The organism is Fictibacillus barbaricus, from assembly GCF_014635025.1.
GTDB classification, from domain to species: domain Bacteria; phylum Bacillota; class Bacilli; order Bacillales; family Fictibacillaceae; genus Fictibacillus; species Fictibacillus barbaricus.
The window spans coordinates 309489-326661 of sequence record NZ_BMCE01000002.1 but is presented as its reverse complement, the minus strand read 5'-3'; the positions used below and the strand labels follow the sequence as shown (position 1 = coordinate 326661).

The following is a 17173-nucleotide window of genomic DNA, read 5'->3' as shown; positions in this document are numbered from 1 at the left end:
AATATACCCCATATAGGTATATGGAAAGGATGAATAAAAACATGAGTACAAAAGAAACAACTTTACAAATATCCGGTATGACCTGTGCAGCATGCGCCATCCGAATCGAAAAAGGATTGAACAAGATGGAAGGGGTAGAGAAAGCAGGTGTAAACCTTGCTCTTGAAAAATCAACAGTTTCTTATGACCCGGATATCATAAAAGTCACTGACATTGAGAAAAAAATTCAAGACCTTGGTTACGGGGTTGTGACGGAAAAGGCAGAGTTTAATCTGACCGGTATGACATGTGCAGCTTGTGCTACAAGGATTGAAAAGGGATTGAACAAACTGCCTGGGGTTATTAAAGCAAATGTGAATTTAGCTTTAGAAACGGGATCCGTTCAATATAATCCTTCTGAAGTTTCTATAGGAGAAATGATAAAAAAAGTTGATGATTTAGGTTATGGAGCAGCCTTAAAGGAAGAAAACAACAAAGAAGCCGTTGACCACAGGGCATTAGAGATCGAAAAGCAAAAAGGAAAGTTCATATTTTCCGTAATATTATCCTTCCCGCTATTATGGGCGATGGTCAGTCACTTTGAGTTTACCTCTTTTATTTATCTGCCTGATATGTTCATGAACCCTTGGGTTCAATTGGCACTCGCAACTCCTGTGCAGTTTGTAGTAGGTAAGCAGTTTTATGTAGGAGCATATAAAGCACTCCGGAATAAGAGTGCAAACATGGATGTACTCGTAGCACTTGGAACATCTGCAGCCTACTTCTACAGTCTATATCTCTCTATCCTTTCCATCGGGACCAATGAAGGAATGGTAGAGATGTATTTTGAAACATCGGCGGTATTAATAACGCTTATCGTATTAGGGAAACTCTTTGAGGCAAAAGCAAAAGGGCGTTCCTCGGAAGCCATAAAGAAGCTGATGGGACTCCAAGCAAAAACAGCCATCGTGGTTCGTGATGATAAAGAAATCGAAATACCGATTGAAGAAGTGGTGGCTGGAGATATCGTCTTCGTGAAACCTGGTGATAAAGTGCCGGTCGATGGTGAGATTATCGAAGGACGTTCTTCTTTGGATGAATCGATGTTGACAGGGGAGAGTGTTCCAGTTGATAAAACAGTTGGTGACACGGTAATTGGTGCAACCATTAATAAGAACGGTTTTCTAAAAATAAAAGCGACGAAAGTAGGCAAAGATACTGCTCTTGCTCAAATCATAAAAGTTGTGGAAGAAGCCCAAGGATCGAAGGCACCTATCCAGCGACTAGCTGACCAGATCTCAGGTATATTTGTACCGATAGTTGTTGGAATCGCCATTCTTACCTTCATTATCTGGTTTGTTTGGGTAAGTCCAGGTGAATTCGCTGTTGCGCTTGAAAAATTGATTGCTGTTCTTGTCATCGCGTGTCCTTGTGCGTTAGGATTAGCGACTCCAACTTCAATCATGGCAGGATCTGGCCGATCCGCTGAGTTTGGTATCTTGTTTAAAGGCGGAGAACATTTAGAAACAACACATCGAATTGATACTGTAATTTTAGACAAAACAGGTACGGTTACAAACGGTACTCCAGAATTAACAGATATCATCGTAGAACCAACATTCAATGAAGAAGAAGTGTTACAGCTTGTGGGTTCAGCAGAGAAAAATTCGGAACATCCTTTAGCCCAAGCAATCGTCGAAGGGATTACGAATAAAGGAATCCAGTTAACCGATTCAGATGATTTTGATGCTATCCCTGGGTTTGGGATTAAAGCTGTCGTGGCAGGTAAAACACTCCTCATCGGTACACGTAAATTAATGAAAGAAAACGACATTATAATCAATGATCCGGACAATCAGATGGACGCCCTTGAGAAAGCCGGAAAAACCGCAATGCTCGTAGCGATAGACGGGGTTTATGCAGGCATTATCGCTGTAGCCGATACGATCAAAGAAACATCAAAGAATGCTATTTCCCGATTAAAAGAAATGGGACTTAAAGTAATCATGATCACTGGCGATAACCAGCAAACAGCTCAATACATTGCTAAACAGGTGGGTATCGATCATGTGATCGCTGAAGTCCTCCCTGAAGGAAAAGCAGATGAGGTGAAAAAGCTCCAGCAGCAAGGAAATAAGGTTGCCATGGTCGGAGACGGAATAAATGACGCTCCAGCTTTAGCTGTTGCCGAGATTGGAATGGCCATCGGTACTGGTACTGACGTTGCGATGGAAGCTGCGGATGTTACTTTGATTCGTGGAGATCTGAACAGTATTGCAGATGCTATCTACATGAGTAAAAAGACGATCCGAAACATCAAACAAAACCTTTTCTGGGCTTTTGCTTACAACGCTTTAGGTGTACCCGTTGCCGCACTAGGTTTTCTGGCACCGTGGCTCGCAGGGGCTGCGATGGCATTCAGCTCGGTGTCAGTTGTTCTAAATGCACTTCGATTACAAAAAGTGAAACTGTAAGGAGGGAATTTTATGAAGGACAATATCGTTTTAAGGTGGACGTTGTCTGCTGTATTGATACTCGTTATGGTAATCGGTAGTTATTCTGTATACGCAAAATATGCAGAACCAGGGACTAGTGAACATGCTGGCCATGATGTAGAAGAGAATACATCTGATACAAAAGATGAAGAAAAGCAGGAAGATGGGCATGGTGGTGATCATGGGGAGAGTCAAGGCAGTGTATCAAATGAAAGTGATATTACACCAACTCTGCATTATGAAAATAATGTAATCCACATTGAGTTAAAAGATAAAGAGGGGAAGGCAGTAGAGGAATTAGAGGTCAATCATGAGAAACTAATGCACCTGATCATTGTGAATGATGATCTACAGCAGTATTATCATCTTCATCCTGAGAATAAAGGGAATGGTGTGTTCACCATACAGCATGAACTGACAAACGGTAACTATAAAGCGTTTATTGATATCAAACCAAAAGATAAAAATTACGTGGTCCAGCCGCTGCCTTTCGAGGTAGGAACCGGAGATGCACATGGGAAACATGAACCGTTAAAGCCGGATACCGCGTTTTCAAAAACAGTGAACGGTAATACAGTAACAATGAGTCCAGACACTTTTAAATCGAACGAAGAGATTGTTCTAGAATTTGATCTGAAGAACGGAACTCCTGAGCCATACCTAGGTGCGCTTGGTCATGTCGTCATATTAGATGAAAGTGGAGATAAGTATGTTCACGTCCATCCCGCATCGGAAACAGATACAAAATTCGCAACAAAATTTGACCAGCCAGGCATCTATAAAATTTGGGGTGAATTTAAGATAAATGGAAAAGTAAATGTCTATCCATTTGTTGTAGAAGTAAAATAAACTTTACTTTTTATTTCTCGGAAACGAGGTGAATAATCTTATGGAACTATCTGGCGTATCTAAGCACGTGTTATTGTGTAACGGTGCTAGCTGCACAAAAAAAGGGGCAGAAGAAGTTACGAATGCAATAAGACAGGAGATTAAAGACCAAGGATTACTAAAAGAAATTCATACCACTAAAACACTATGCAATGGTAGATGTAAAGAGGGTCCAACAGTCATAGTTTACCCTGATGGTGACTGGTATAAAGAGATGACTCCTGAAAAAGGTCAACAACTTATTGAAAAATTAAAAAGCAATCAAAAGTTAAAAGATTCTCTTTCATACACTTTTAACGGACACTCATTCTCAACTAATGAGTAATCCTTTCAACTGCAAGAATAAAGAAATCATAAGAGCCAACCATAACGGTTGGCTCTTTTAATTAGGGACAGATGTCTATACACTAACCATCTATTGTGGATATTTTACTCATAATCATCTAGTGAAGAGGTGAGTTTTTATATGGAACCACGTTTGGCAGATCTTCTTCAAATAAACAAGTCTGTATGGGACATTAGTTAAGTTTAATGAACACTCTGATACAGAAAAACAAATTAATTTGTACAAACAACATGTAAAGTAAGCATACGTTTGGCTGCCTATTAGGTGGCTTTTTTATTGGGATAGAAATATATATATAACGTGTTTTTTAAGTTACAGAATGGAAGCTACTAAAAAATCTTTTTATTATTATCCGCTTTATTCGTAACAAACTATTTTTAATTGAATAAGATGGTATTGTAAAAGGTTCACATTTCGGTACCTTTTAAAGACAATATACAATAAGTTACGATTTACTATTTCAAAGCAATAAATGTAGGCAATAGCAATACTTTTTGAATTCTACAAAAAAATGGGACAAACATTCAATATGAACTTTGTTAATTAATTATAGAAAGAAAACTGGATTTCATTTTGCCGATATATTGTGATCACTTAACTATTAAAATTGTCTAAGTCTTATAAGAATATATTTTGAAAGGGTTTTTTTATGGGTTCAAAACGAAAGTTATGTCAAGAATTTGCAAGAATATTAAAAGGAGAAGGATCTATTACTCCAGAAGGGGTATGCTTGGTGCAAAGATTTCGTAACATTGACTTTGAAATTCTTGGACGTGAAACGCAATCACCACTAGTTAACCCGCAATTCTTTACATTTGAAGGTCTTGATCGTTGTGGTAATGCACTAAATTTAGGGGAAACTGTTCTTTTGGAAGAAGAAGTTAATCCATTATTAACTGAACTTCGAAAAAGGGATATACTGGTTACATCAATTCATAATCACTGGTTATTTGAAGAACCACGAGCAATGTATATGCATTTTGAATCAGTAGAACCCCCATTAGATTTTGCAAGGAAAGTAAGAGCTGCATTTAAAAAAGCATTATGTATCTAGGCTTTTATATCAGGAGAATAATTCTCCTGATATTTTTTGTTATCGTTAAATGATTTGATATGTCGTTATAAAAGTAGAAAAAAACACATCGTATATGTTCCGCACACAAGTTCAACTTAGGGTAAGAAAAAAATCATACTTTTTATGCTGAAGAAGAAAACGAGTAGTATTATTTTTGCAAACAAGACTTGTAAATTTATAATAAAAGTTAAAGAGATCCTCATAAATTGGAGGGTCTTTCTTTGTATCATGTGTACGTAATGTTTAACAATAACGTAAACAAGATATCGTTTCATTAAGAAACCTATGCGTTCTATATTAGGATTCAGTCGTATAAAACAATCATTTCTATATTGAGGTGTGTTGAAGCGACTAATTATCCTTAAAAAAGGACAACTTCATTTAGAGTATAGTTTCAGCAAAGTTGATGGTTGAAACAGTTCATCACAACTTTGTCACTCAATTCTGACAGCTTTTGTTCCCAATCACTAAACAAATTGAAAGCGCTTTCTAATATGATATTACTAGGAGGTTAAGCCAATGCTGATTGAGAAACGTCCTGCAACTCTTTTAAATCATCTTCTTAAAGTGAAGCATACAACTATGAATCAGGTAATGGATTATACCCAATTAACGAAACGGCAAATTACTTATGATTTGGAGAAAATCAATTATTGGTTGAAAGAGAGAAAGCTTCCTCCTATTCAATACAAGGGTATCCATTATATCGCAATGCCGAATTCTGTGATTGATTTTTTTCAGGAACAACAATACAGCAGTTCTTCACGAGGGTTTACTTTAACAGAGGAGGACCGTTTGATCTCTATCTATCTCTATCTGTTTACTCGTCAAGAGCTGATTTCATCAGCACATTTAACCCAACTTTTGCGGGTTAGTAAGAACACAGTGATTTCAGATGTAAAAAAGGCCAATGAAATGATTAGCCCTTTTCTTGTCAAAATCAATTATACAAGACAGCAAGGATACCATCTAAAGGGGACGGAGTTTGATAAGAGAGTGCTTGTTATGCACCATCTATCCAAACTGTTAAATGTACCATACGGTGAAAAGCTGATTGAGTACTTATTAAAAGAAGGGAATCTAGACAGTCATTTTGAGCATATTCACAATACTCTCAAACAAGTTGAAAAGAATTTCGAACTTCATTTTGTTGAGGAACGGTTAAAACAATTTTCCTATTTTCTTCTATTCTATTTTTACCGTCAAAGAGAAAGAAAGTTTGTCAGTTTCCATCCAGATGAAATGGATGTTTTCAAACAAGATCCAATGAGAATTGTTACAGAGAAATTGATGCAACAGCTTCAATTTGAGGAAAAAGACACGGAGCTCTGTTACTTAACAATCCAATTACTTGGCTTAACTCTAGGAAATGGCTTAGTCCAAGACGATAATCGCGACTTACTTTTTAGACTTTGCGAACAGCTTGTATTTGACTTTGAATCAAAAGCTTGTATTGCCTTTGAAAAAAAGAACGAAGTGGTCCAAACACTGTACCAGCATGTAAAGCCAGCTTATTTTCGAATGAAATATCGAATTCCGATCAACAATCCATTAATACATCAAATAAAAAGTGAGCATAAAGAGCTTTATACCATCGTAAAGGAACTGCTCCTGCCGATTGAATCACTATTAAATATTACGATACCTGAAGAAGAAATTGGTTTTATTACGATTCATTTTGGTGCATTGTTAGAAAAGCCAAAGAAAACCATGCCGAAAAAGAAAAGGGCTCTTATTGTTTGTCCAAGTGGGGTAAGTTCTTCGTTAATGGTTAAGCACCAACTACAAACACTTTTCTCAGAAATTACGGTTGGTAAAACACTCTCGTTACAGGAATTTCAAGAAGGAAATTTTGCCGATTATGATCTGGTATTTTCAACAGTGGGATTGAATACAAAGTTGCCGTATTTTCATGTAAAGCCAATCATGACCCCGATTGAAAAGAACAGTTTGATAAATGAAGTATATCGTCATCTTTTTGGAATTGAACACCACGATATATCAATGAAGGAGCTTGTTCAAATTATTGAACAATTTACAAATATATATGATGAAAAAGGATTGAGGAATGCATTAAGCCAGTTTAGCTTTCATAAAAAAGTAAATGTCTATAGGAGGAAACGACCTGTGTTACGAGATTTATTAACAAAAGAAACCATTCAATTTGTAGAAAAACTTTCAGATTGGGAAGAGGCGATAAGAATAGCAGCTACACCTTTATATAAGAAAGGGGTGATTGAGTCTTCCTATATCGATGCGATGATCAATAATATTAAATCATTTGGTCCCTATGTCGTAATCGGGCCAGAAGTTGCCGTCCCGCATGCCCGTCCTGAATCTTGGGTTAATAGTGTTGGGATTAGCTTTTTAAAACTAGATGAACCAGTTTATTTTTTAAACGACAAAAAATATCCCGTCCGGCTAATTTTTTGTATTGCAGCCATAGATAATACTACACATTTAACCGCGCTTGCCCAATTAACGAAATTGCTCAGTCATAAAGACAACATTGCAATGTTGAAAGAGCAGCACTCAACCGATAAAGTCATTCAATTAATTGATCAATATTCTGCAGTAATTTAATGAGGAAGTCTTAGTTTTACCAAAGATAGTTACTTCAACTAACAACAAAATAAAATGGAGGTTCATGTATGAAAATTTTAGCGGTATGTGGTTCAGGATTAGGAAGTAGTTTTATGCTGGAGATGAATGTTCAACAAATATTAGGAGAGCTTGGTGTAAGCGGAATAGAAGTTGAGCATTCTGACCTTAGCTCCGCAACCCCTGATCAAGCAGATTTATTTATAGCAGCGAAGGATATTGCTGATGGGATGGGGCATTTAGGAGAAGTTATAGTCATTGACAGCATTATTGATATGGATGGAATTCGCTATAAACTGAAAGAAGCGTTAGAGAAGAAAGGATTAATTTAAGTAGAATTAAGTAGAGTTAGGTGAAATCCAAAATTTAGGGGGTATTTGTAATGGGGGAAAGAATTCTAAAATTAGTCGTAGATATTTTGAGCCAACCGGCTGTTCTTATTGCATTAATATCACTTATCGGACTTATTCTTCAGAAAAAACCAACCAATGAAATCATTAAAGGAACGACAAAATCATTCCTAGGTTTTATCGTAATTGCAGCTGGAGCTGGAATCCTCGTTGGATCCCTTGAGCCATTCGGAAAAATGTTCCAAGAAGCTTTTAATGTTAATGGTGTTGTTCCGAATAATGAAGCCATTGTGGCGATGGCATTAACAGAATACGGCAGCACAACAGCATACATCATGTTCTTCGGAATGCTAGCTAATATATTGATTGCGCGCTTTACCAAGTTAAAATATATCTTTTTAACGGGGCACCATACATTATATATGGCTTGTATGCTTGCGGTTATATTAGTAGTTTCTGGTTTAAAAGGCATTTCACTTATTATAATTGGTTCGTTTGCTCTAGGATTAATCATGGCGGTTTTCCCTGCCATCTGCCAACCTTTTATGAGAAAAATCACGGGTAACGATAACGTTGGTTTTGGGCATTTTTCAAGCTTAGGGTATGTTTTATCAGGCCTTGTTGGAAGGGTAGTCGGAAAAGGATCTAAATCTACTGAAAAGATTAATTTTCCAAAGGGACTAGGATTTTTACGTGACAGCTCTGTCACCATTGCGTTAACCATGACGATTCTTTATTTAGTAATTGCTCTCTTTGCTGGTCCGTCTTATGTTGAAAAAGAACTTAGCGGTGGTACCCATTATCTTGTATTTTCAGTCATTCAAGCAGTAACATTTGCAGCTGGGGTTTTTGTTATCCTCTCAGGTGTTCGTCTTGTATTAGCTGAAATTGTTCCTGCATTTAAAGGAATTTCATCGAAACTGGTACCTGACTCAAAGCCGGCTCTTGATTGCCCAATTGTTTTCCCATATGCACCAAATGCGGTCTTAATTGGGTTCTTCTGCAGTTTCCTTGGCGGTATTGTCGGAATGATTATCCTTGGAATTTCGGGGGCGATTATTATTTTACCTGGAGTTGTTCCTCACTTCTTTACGGGTGCAACCGCTGGCGTTTTCGGTAATGCAACAGGAGGAATACGGGGTGCAACAATCGGCTCATTTGTAAACGGGTTATTAATTACATTCCTTCCAGTATTCTTAATGCCTGTTCTTGGTGATTTAGGGTTTGCAAATACAACCTTCTCTGACAGTGATTTTGCTGCATCAGGTATTGTTCTTGGAAATATTGCAAAATCATTTGGGGCTACAGGTCTAACTATTACCGTTGTAGGATTGGTTTTACTAGCAGTTCTGTTTGGTTTTTTCAAAAAAGATAAAAATAATGATCCATCAGTCAAAGTTGAAGCTTAATTTGTAAATAAAAGCTTAAGCATGCTAGGGGTTATAATACCAATCCTCTAGCATGCGAGGCTTGGATATTGGAGGAGATTTTTTAATGAACACTAATCTTCCGAATTTAGAAACGTTTCGCGATGAGATTCGGTTAATGACGTTAAAGGAACTGCATCAACTAGGCTTTGGTCATTACGGCGGGAGCTTGTCAATCGTTGAAGTATTGGCAGTATTATATGGTGAAGTTATGAAGGTTAATCCTAGAAATCCAAAATGGGAAGAACGTGATTATTTTATTTTATCAAAAGGACATGGTGGTCCTGCCCTTTACGCAACCTTGTCATTAAAAGGCTTTTTTCCTGAAGAAATCCTCTATACACTTAACCAAAACGGTACCACTCTTCCTTCTCATCCCGATCGAAATTTAACACCGGGTGTTGATATGACAACTGGATCGTTAGGGCAAGGAATCTCAGCAGCAGTTGGAGTTGCCCTTTCTCATAAACTATCTGATAAGGGGAACTACACCTTTAGTCTTGTTGGAGATGGAGAATTAAATGAAGGACAATGCTGGGAAGCCTTTCAATTTGCTTCCCATCATAAATTAAATCAGCTATTTGTGTTTGTCGATGACAATAAAAAGCAGCTTGACGGTCTAACGAAGGATATTATCGATCCACTTGATTTTGAAGAAAAATTTAAAGCTTTTGGTTTTTATACAATAAAGGTTGATGGTAGCTCATTAAAGCAAATCTATGAAGCTATCGAAAAGGGTAAAGCGCAAAACGATAAACCGGTAGCGATTATCTTAGACACTGTAAAAGGTCAAGGGGTGCCATACTTAGAAGAAAAAGAGAATAACCATCACATTCGTCCCAATCAAGAAGATGAAACAGCCATCTTAGCTGCCATTACTCAATTGGAAAACAAACTGGGAAAGGCTGTGACATAATGATTCAAACACCGCAATCATATGAATTTGATAAAATCGAAATGCGGCAGGTCTATGCTAACACCATATTGGAATTAGCTAAAAACAATTCAAATGTAATAGCATTAGAAGCTGATTTGATGAGTGCGATTTCCACCAATAAAATTAATGGACAAATACCAAAACAATTGATTAATTGCGGAATCATGGAAGCAAATATGGTTGGAGTAGCTGCTGGATTAGCTCTTACCGGAAAAATTCCTTTCCTGCATACATTTGCTCAATTTGCCACACGCCGTGCCTTTGACCAGTTGTTTGTTTCGGGGGCTTATGCAAAATTGAATTTGAAAATTTTAGGGTCTGACTCAGGTGTTACTGCTGAGCATAATGGCGGTACTCATATGGCGTTTGAGGATTTAGGTCTTGTTCGTTTAATACCTAATTCTCATGTTTTTGAAGTGAGTGATGGAACCATGCTCGGATACATGCTAAGAAAAGTTGAAAAAGAGTACGGAATCCATTACATTCGGACCATTCGTAAAAATGCCGTTAAACTTTATGATGAAAATGAAGTCTTTGAAACTGGTAAAGGTAAGGTTCTTCGCGAAGGTGGCGATGTTTCGCTAATTGCAAGCGGCATTATGGTGGCAGAATCATTAAAAGCAGCAGACCTTCTTCACAAAATGGGAATTGATGCAACGGTGATTGATATGTATTCAATTAAGCCGATTGACATAGATTTAATTGTTAAATACGCTTCAAAAACAAAAGCAGTCGTAACAGCAGAAAACCACAATATTATAGGCGGTTTAGGAAGTGCAGTAGCAGAAGTCTTAAGCGAACATTGTCCAACTCGAATGAGACGAGTCGGCGTAAAAGAACAATTCGGCCAAGTCGGTAAAGCTGACTACCTGAAAGAATTCTATAATTTAACTGTAAAAGATATCATCGATGCTGTGAAAGAATTGAAAATTAAGTAGGTACCAGACACCCTATTTTTGGAAGGGAAGATTCCTTTTGGTTAGGTAAATGATTCTTATTGGAATTTGGAAAGGCAACCACCAAAATAATTGGTATGCTATTTTTAAAAACAATTAAACCCTTAACATAATTTTTGTTAGGGGTTTTTTCTTATTTTTCTACCTCTAATTATCGCCTTTGAATAGCCGTTATTTCACTTCCTTATGATGTTTTTCATAAATCAAAAACAGATAGCTGGCTTTCCATTATCCTATCTGGAATCGTTGTGCAATTACTGATTGTTCTCATTTGGCTGATGGCAAAGAAGTATCCAAACAGCACTTTATTCGGGATAACGGGGATGCAAAAAAGGCGCTCAGCATCCGGCCGGGTGAAACGCCTCTTGATACGGAATATTATCCGAACTTGTCTAGGAGTAATGCAGACGACGGACTGATACGGATTGAAAATACACAGTCCATCTGTACCACCATGTATCTAAAAGGAAAAGACTTCTTTCTACCATACATCGAGGTCTTAGAGAAAGAAAATAAAGCATACGTAAAGGGAACGGCTATGTTTCACCACGATAAGATGGTATGGAACATTAGATGATCCAGAATCCAGGATGTTTTTACTCCTGAATGGTCACAAAAGTAAAAGCGGAACGATAACGCTAAAAGTTAACGATAACGAGCCAACTCGAGACAGGAATTTTATCACGCTTAGTTTATGATCTTGACACAGGTGAAGCAACTTTAAATCTTGCAAAACGATGTAACCCTGCTTGATTTTAAGTACTTCTATGCTTAGCTTTTTGCTAAGCGCAAACTCTTAATTTAGTCGAAAGCGAATATTATGAAAAGATGAAGGTTGTTTAAACGTTTTCTAAAAAAATTTTCATATATAAGCATATAATGTCCTGTTTTTTCAACAGGACATTGATTAAAAAATAACAATCTAAAAATCAAACTTTTTGATCAAGTTTATTATCATTACTCAGTAATTACAATGTTTATTTTTTTTTTTTTAACCAGACCGAAGAGGATGATGATGATTCATGTTTGTCTTTGTGAGAAGATTCATGTTTGTCTTTGTGAGAAGATTCATGTTTGAAAGATGAAGATGATGAAGATGATGAAGATGATGATTCACTATCGCATTTATGAGAAGATTCTTTTCTATGAGAAGACTCTTTTTTGGAAGAAGACTCTTTTTTGTCTTTATTATCTTTTTTGCCTTTATTATCTTTTTTACCTTTATTATTAGATGATTCGTCTTTCTTATTGTCTTTCTTACATTCTCCAATTTCGCTAAAGCTCTTAATTCTGCAAATTGGAATGTAAATAATTTCATCGTTTTTAATTAATTCAATCGTTTTCTTATGAATGGCAACAAGTATCCCCTCGATTTTACCTCCTCGGTTAATTTTTACCTTATGTTTCTTGAATTTTTTCAATACTTCACGGAAGGTCAAATCTGTGCAATCTTTTTTCATAGGGCATAATTCGTCTGCCTTAACAAAGATAGCATCCACATGATCTAATTGATAATATATTAAATCCTCATCATGTTTTTTACCTTTGCCTTTATCGTGGTCTTTGTCTTTTCCTTTACCATCCTTCCTAAACGATTCAATAGCAAGGAAGTCTTTTCCTACACAAACCAACCTACCTACTCTAGATTCAGGTCCCCCTGCATTTACTTGGATTACTTGACCTAACCACTTACAAACCTTTTTGACTGATAAGGTACAGTTATCTTTTTTACTCAAAATGTTTCCTCCTTATTTATTCGACTACATTTGTCCATGCATTATATGTATCATGCTAGTGAAAAGGCACAGGGCACTTGTCTAAATTCATAAAAATAGTCATTCGTTTAACATTTCGCATTCATTGCATTGTCAAATCTATCAAATCTAACAACATGGGATTTCAGGCTTTAAAAGCAAAAAAGAGTGGTGTAGATCTTTTATTTGGAGAATAAGAAAAGTGCTTACCTTTTTTAGATAAGCACCTAGTTTCTGTAAACAATATTTCAAGAGTGGGAAGAGAGATAGGGATGTTAAATAGAATTTCCGCCTGCTGATTTTGCTATAAGTATCTATGGAAGATGCAGTGTTTTAATATGGTGTACATTAAGGAATACCGTTTTATTTCTTCTAATGGTTAGTTGAATTTGACTATTGTCCATCTTAACCAGTTTTCCTATTTTGTTAACATCCATACCTAAATCAATGATGACAAGTTTTCCTTCATATTTTTTACACTGTTCAGTAAATGTTCGAGCTAACGAAATTTGAATAGGAACTAAAGGAAGTTCATTATTCGAAAGTGAATAAGGTCTTTCATTTTCTTGGTATGGAATCAGCCATTTTAGGTGATGCATAGGAATTAACATCATCTTATAAACGGGAGAGTAAAAAATGAAATAATCATTCATAATGTTAGTGATATATCCGTGTATGGATTGATTGTTTGTAATAAAAACTTCAGAAAAAATACCTTTAGCGTTAGTTAATACTTTTCTGAGGGAAAACGATTCTTCCTCTAACTCTATGGGGAAACTATCTGGTTTAATGATGTTCAATTCATAATCTGTCGTTCTGCTTAGTCGATGAATGTGAATTTTAGGTATATAAATAAAATTTTTACCGTCAAACATAACAATAATATCATTTCCAATATCGATCAACATGCCTGTTATGCTCTTTTTATCGCTGATGGAAAGTTCAACCGTCTCTCCAATAAAACTATTATATAAACTCAAATTTAATCCTCCTATAAATGAAATATCCATTCAGTCCAAAAATATAAGCTTAAGAGACTGATAACAAGTCCGATTGGAATAACTGCTATCGTCGCTTTCACATAATGTTTCCAGCTGATTGTAATTCCATTTTCTTTTAAAATGTACATCCACAATAAAGTGGCTAAAGTACCTATTGGAGTTAGTAAAGCTCCAATATCGCTGCCCAAGATGCTTGCTAAATATGAGACTTGCAAAAGATGCTGATCAAGCTGCATTTCAGTAAGTGTTAATGTTCCAACCATTATTGCAGGTAGATTATTAAAAATATTTGACATCCCGGTAAGCAAAAAGCCCATAGTGAAGATCGAATGTAAATGTCCAGCCTCAATGATCCCTTGAATATACCGAACAATAAGAGAGGTAAGTCCAATATTCTGCATCCCAAAAATTAATATATACATACTGAATGCGAATAAAAGAATATGCCAAGGCGTTTTCGCAATTACATCTTTTAGACCGGTCTTGTTTCGATGCCACCGGATAATGATTAGAACAAGTGCGCCTGCAATTGCAACCCATTCAATAGGAACCCCCATCGGTGCAAGAATGAAGAATGCAAGGCGAGTAACAATAACAACGCTAATACAAACTTTAAACATCCACCAATCAACTTCTAAGTGTTGTTTATTAGCTAACGGATGAGGGACGATACGAGATGCTTTATTATAGTTCATGGCCGTGAAATAAACAGGAGGCAGTTTTTTGGGAATATCTTTTTCGTAAAACAAAAATAACAATAGTACAATTGAAATTATTCCGATCATTGAGGGAACAAACATAAGGTTTACGTAGCTGTTAATATCCAGTCCTACAATTTTAAGTGCGATTAAATTGGCGATATTGCTTATGGCGATAGGTGCACTTGATGCAGTTGCGGTGAGGGCTCCTGGCAGCAGGAAAGCAATCTTCTGGTGGTTTTTTAGTTGAAGCATATTTAACGTTTTTATGATGATAGGTGTAGTAATGAGGATGCTTCCATCGTTATTAATAAACAAAGTCATTAAATAACAAAGCAAGTTAATATAGATAAACAGCTTTATTCCGGATTGGTTAGATCTTTGCACGAGGTTATATGCTACCCAATTGAAAAATCCAATGCTTTCCAAGATGATGGACATTACGATTGTTGAAAGAATCGTTATAGATGCACCGCTTACCATAAAAAAGATGTCAAATAGATCAGATACATGCACAATCCCGAGTAGAATAAATAAAAGGGCACCAATACTGGTTGGAATTGTTTCATTCAAACGCCAAGGGTTCCACATGATTAAAAAAATCGTTGTTGTAAAAATAGTAATTGTTAGAAAAAGAGAAGAATCAAGCATGCGGGTCTGCCACTTTCTTCATATAAACATTAATTTGGTTATTTGAAGAGTAAGAAAGTTCCTGGCTTCTACTTTTTGTTTGATTCTCGATCGGCATTACTAACTTGTAGAGTAAATACCCTTGAGAAATAATGAAAAGTGTAAATAACAATATTTTACCTCCTTGCTTATAAAAGCATGTCCTGTTTAAAAAACAGGACATTGCTTAAAATAACAGTCTATACCAACTACCTTTGATCTGTTATTAATCTTGCTAGTGGATTACATGGTTTAGCTTTCTATTCTTATCCAAGATGAAGAAGATGATGAGGATGAAGAAGATGATGAAGATGATTCACTATTCCATTCGTGAGAGGGGAAAGAAGAGGATGATGATTCACTCATGAATTTATGAGAAGATTCTTTTTTATTAGAAGACTCTTTTTTGGAAGAAGATTCTTTTTTGGCTTTATTATTTGCCAACTCGTCTTTTTTATTGTCTTTATTACATCTGCTAATTTGACTTAAGCTTTTAATTCGGCAGATTGGAATAACAATAATTTCGTCATTCCTTACTAATTCAATCGTGTCTTTGTGAATGGCAACAAGTATACCTTCTACTTTACCTCCTCGGTTAATTTTCACTTTATGTTTCTTGAAGTGTTTCAATACCTCGTGGAAAGTATAATCTATGCATTCTTTTTTCATTGGACGGCATAATTTATCTGCTTTAACGATGATGGCGTCTACATGGATTAATGGATAGAAAATCAATTCTTTATGTTTTTTGCCTTTTTCCTTATCCTGGTCTTTTTCTTTTCTTTGACCATCTTTCTCGAAAGATTCAATTATAAGAAAGTCTTTTCCTACAAAAATTAGTCTCCCTTCTCTAGATTCAGGTCCCCCTGCATTTACTTGAATAAATTGACCTAACAGATTACGAACCTTTTTTGCTGATAGATTACAAGTGATATTAGTATTCAAATTGTTTCCTCCTAAATATGATTGACTTATACTTGTCCCTGCATTATATGTATCATGCTAGTGAAAAGGCATAGGAAACTTGTCTAAATTCATAAAAATAGTCAAACGTTTACTTATTTATATACAATATTTTAGTTGGGGAAATTAGCAGATAATTATTGTACTAACCTTCTTGTACTACAAGAAGGTGCTATTCTCCTCAAGAGGAAAAAGCACCTGTAAGTTTAAATAAAATTTCAATTACCAAAAACACTGTCGGTTCTTTTATGTTCAAACTAGGTTTCAGTTACCTACATAATTAAATCGATCTTTTTTAAGAGAATCATACTGTTTATATAGACTATTCTCAAGATGAGGCAGTGGATTATTTTTGCGTCAGCGTTCCTTCAAATTAGGATAATTACTTATTCAACCAACCGGCTTGCTTTAAAATAAATCTCCATTGAAACAGCTGGAGGGACTTTATGTTTCAAACCCAAAATTAATTATTTGGTGCCCCAGGGGGGTAATAATAAGGCGGAACTTTAATCCAGCCTCTTTTGCGCATAGCAGTTTTCAGTTCCATTCCAAATATCATTTTCTCAGCATGAAATCTTGCCCACATTAGACCAATATCATTTCGAATACATTGACTCATATTTGTAGAACACATAATAATATTGGAAGCAACTTTTAGAGAAATGAAGTTTGCAATCTCCTCATCAGTTACTTTTACTCCTAATGGTACACTGTTTGGATCGGATTTAGGCTTAGATTCTGCTACTTGTGATAAAGGAATCCCTTCTTTAATCATGAGATTTCTTAAAACATCTAATTGATGCTGGGCAAGGTCAAGGGAATTATTTAAAAGGCTGATTAATTCATTATCCGTTGTTGTATTTAATGAAGCTTCTAATGCTGGTATTTCTTCCGCTAAAGCGGTGAAATACAGCCAACATCCCATTGCCTCACCAATATGCGGACGAGGTTTTGGTTCATTATCATTAGTGGTTTTAATATAGTCGATAATTGCTTCAAAAATGTTAGGCATTAAATCAACTCCGATTTTAATA

The 17173-nt window shown here is 36.0% G+C and carries 16 protein-coding genes and 1 pseudogene; 11 read left to right on the top strand and 6 right to left on the bottom strand.

Annotated features, from left to right (window positions below; all coding sequences use genetic code 11):
• The first annotated feature begins 41 nt into the window (after positions 1-41).
• From IEV52_RS10990 to IEV52_RS22315, 11 genes and pseudogenes are all read left to right on the top strand, one after another.
• Positions 42-2453 carry a heavy metal translocating P-type ATPase gene (locus tag IEV52_RS10990; RefSeq protein WP_373869416.1) on the top strand — a complete coding sequence of 804 codons (2412 nt, stop codon included), beginning with the start codon at positions 42-44 and terminating at the stop codon, positions 2451-2453.
• A 12-nt stretch (positions 2454-2465) separates the two neighbouring features.
• Positions 2466-3323: a hypothetical protein gene (locus IEV52_RS10985; RefSeq protein WP_188402596.1), complete on the top strand. Its 858-nt coding sequence runs from the start codon at positions 2466-2468 to the stop codon at positions 3321-3323.
• A gap of 40 nt (positions 3324-3363) precedes the next feature.
• Positions 3364-3687: a (2Fe-2S) ferredoxin domain-containing protein gene (locus IEV52_RS10980; RefSeq protein WP_188402595.1), complete on the top strand. Its 324-nt coding sequence runs from the start codon at positions 3364-3366 to the stop codon at positions 3685-3687.
• Between the two features lie 670 nt (positions 3688-4357).
• Positions 4358-4762, top strand: a complete 405-nt coding sequence (locus IEV52_RS10975; protein ID WP_188402594.1) for a DUF1259 domain-containing protein — start codon at positions 4358-4360, stop codon at positions 4760-4762.
• A 540-nt stretch (positions 4763-5302) separates the two neighbouring features.
• Entirely contained in the window at positions 5303-7366 is a 2064-nt protein-coding gene (locus IEV52_RS10970; protein ID WP_188402593.1) for a BglG family transcription antiterminator, read from the top strand.
• Between the two features lie 68 nt (positions 7367-7434).
• Entirely contained in the window at positions 7435-7716 is a 282-nt protein-coding gene (locus IEV52_RS10965) for a PTS sugar transporter subunit IIB (protein ID WP_188402592.1), read from the top strand.
• Positions 7717-7766: 50 nt separating this feature from the next.
• A complete protein-coding gene (gene ulaA / locus IEV52_RS10960) occupies positions 7767-9143 on the top strand; it encodes a PTS ascorbate transporter subunit IIC (RefSeq protein ID WP_188402591.1) in 1377 nt (458 codons plus the stop codon).
• An 85-nt stretch (positions 9144-9228) separates the two neighbouring features.
• Positions 9229-10077 carry a transketolase gene (locus IEV52_RS10955; RefSeq protein WP_188402590.1) on the top strand — a complete coding sequence of 283 codons (849 nt, stop codon included), beginning with the start codon at positions 9229-9231 and terminating at the stop codon, positions 10075-10077.
• Positions 10077-11036 carry a transketolase family protein gene (locus IEV52_RS10950; protein ID WP_188402589.1) on the top strand — a complete coding sequence of 320 codons (960 nt, stop codon included), beginning with the start codon at positions 10077-10079 and terminating at the stop codon, positions 11034-11036. Before IEV52_RS10955 ends, IEV52_RS10950 begins: the two co-directional genes overlap by 1 nt.
• Before the next feature lie 182 nt (positions 11037-11218).
• Positions 11219-11311, top strand: a pseudogene (locus IEV52_RS22780) (hypothetical protein); the annotation flags it as partial.
• A gap of 14 nt (positions 11312-11325) precedes the next feature.
• Positions 11326-11631 (top strand): Ger(x)C family spore germination protein, encoded by a 306-nt coding sequence (locus tag IEV52_RS22315; protein WP_229754262.1) that lies wholly within the window; start codon positions 11326-11328, stop codon positions 11629-11631.
• Between the two features lie 400 nt (positions 11632-12031).
• Here the strand turns inward: IEV52_RS22315 and IEV52_RS10940 are convergent, their stop codons facing one another.
• The 6 genes from IEV52_RS10940 to IEV52_RS10915 all read right to left on the bottom strand — a co-directional run bounded on the left by IEV52_RS10940 (position 12032) and on the right by IEV52_RS10915 (position 17151).
• A complete protein-coding gene (locus tag IEV52_RS10940; protein ID WP_188402588.1) occupies positions 12032-12790 on the bottom strand; it encodes a hypothetical protein in 759 nt (252 codons plus the stop codon).
• Between the two features lie 332 nt (positions 12791-13122).
• A complete protein-coding gene (locus IEV52_RS10935; RefSeq protein ID WP_188402587.1) occupies positions 13123-13788 on the bottom strand; it encodes a DUF2642 domain-containing protein in 666 nt (221 codons plus the stop codon).
• An 11-nt stretch (positions 13789-13799) separates the two neighbouring features.
• Positions 13800-15158 carry an arsenic transporter gene (locus tag IEV52_RS10930; protein ID WP_188402586.1) on the bottom strand — a complete coding sequence of 453 codons (1359 nt, stop codon included), beginning with the start codon at positions 15156-15158 and terminating at the stop codon, positions 13800-13802.
• Positions 15151-15309, bottom strand: a complete 159-nt coding sequence (locus IEV52_RS10925; RefSeq protein WP_188402585.1) for a hypothetical protein — start codon at positions 15307-15309, stop codon at positions 15151-15153. The genes IEV52_RS10930 and IEV52_RS10925 overlap by 8 nt, the downstream gene beginning before the upstream one ends.
• Before the next feature lie 119 nt (positions 15310-15428).
• Positions 15429-16121 carry a hypothetical protein gene (locus tag IEV52_RS10920; protein WP_188402584.1) on the bottom strand — a complete coding sequence of 231 codons (693 nt, stop codon included), beginning with the start codon at positions 16119-16121 and terminating at the stop codon, positions 15429-15431.
• Between the two features lie 481 nt (positions 16122-16602).
• The gene (locus IEV52_RS10915) at positions 16603-17151 is read right to left on the bottom strand and encodes a DUF3231 family protein (RefSeq protein WP_188402583.1); all 549 of its coding nucleotides are present in this window, start codon (positions 17149-17151) and stop codon (positions 16603-16605) included.
• Positions 17152-17173: the final 22 nt, after the last annotated feature.

Excerpts from the sequence above, each read along its gene's own strand:
- IEV52_RS10990 (WP_373869416.1), top strand. The coding sequence starts at position 42 with ATGAGTACAAAAGAAACAACTTTACAAATATCCGGTATGACCTGTGCA.
- IEV52_RS10985 (WP_188402596.1), top strand. The coding sequence starts at position 2,466 with ATGAAGGACAATATCGTTTTAAGGTGGACGTTGTCTGCTGTATTGATA.
- IEV52_RS10980 (WP_188402595.1), top strand. The coding sequence starts at position 3,364 with ATGGAACTATCTGGCGTATCTAAGCACGTGTTATTGTGTAACGGTGCT.
- IEV52_RS10975 (WP_188402594.1), top strand. The coding sequence starts at position 4,358 with ATGGGTTCAAAACGAAAGTTATGTCAAGAATTTGCAAGAATATTAAAA.
- IEV52_RS10970 (WP_188402593.1), top strand. The coding sequence starts at position 5,303 with ATGCTGATTGAGAAACGTCCTGCAACTCTTTTAAATCATCTTCTTAAA.
- IEV52_RS10965 (WP_188402592.1), top strand. The coding sequence starts at position 7,435 with ATGAAAATTTTAGCGGTATGTGGTTCAGGATTAGGAAGTAGTTTTATG.
- ulaA (WP_188402591.1), top strand. The coding sequence starts at position 7,767 with ATGGGGGAAAGAATTCTAAAATTAGTCGTAGATATTTTGAGCCAACCG.
- IEV52_RS10955 (WP_188402590.1), top strand. The coding sequence starts at position 9,229 with ATGAACACTAATCTTCCGAATTTAGAAACGTTTCGCGATGAGATTCGG.
- IEV52_RS10950 (WP_188402589.1), top strand. The coding sequence starts at position 10,077 with ATGATTCAAACACCGCAATCATATGAATTTGATAAAATCGAAATGCGG.
- IEV52_RS10930 (WP_188402586.1), bottom strand. The coding sequence starts at position 15,158 with ATGCTTGATTCTTCTCTTTTTCTAACAATTACTATTTTTACAACAACG.
- IEV52_RS10915 (WP_188402583.1), bottom strand. The coding sequence starts at position 17,151 with ATGCCTAACATTTTTGAAGCAATTATCGACTATATTAAAACCACTAAT.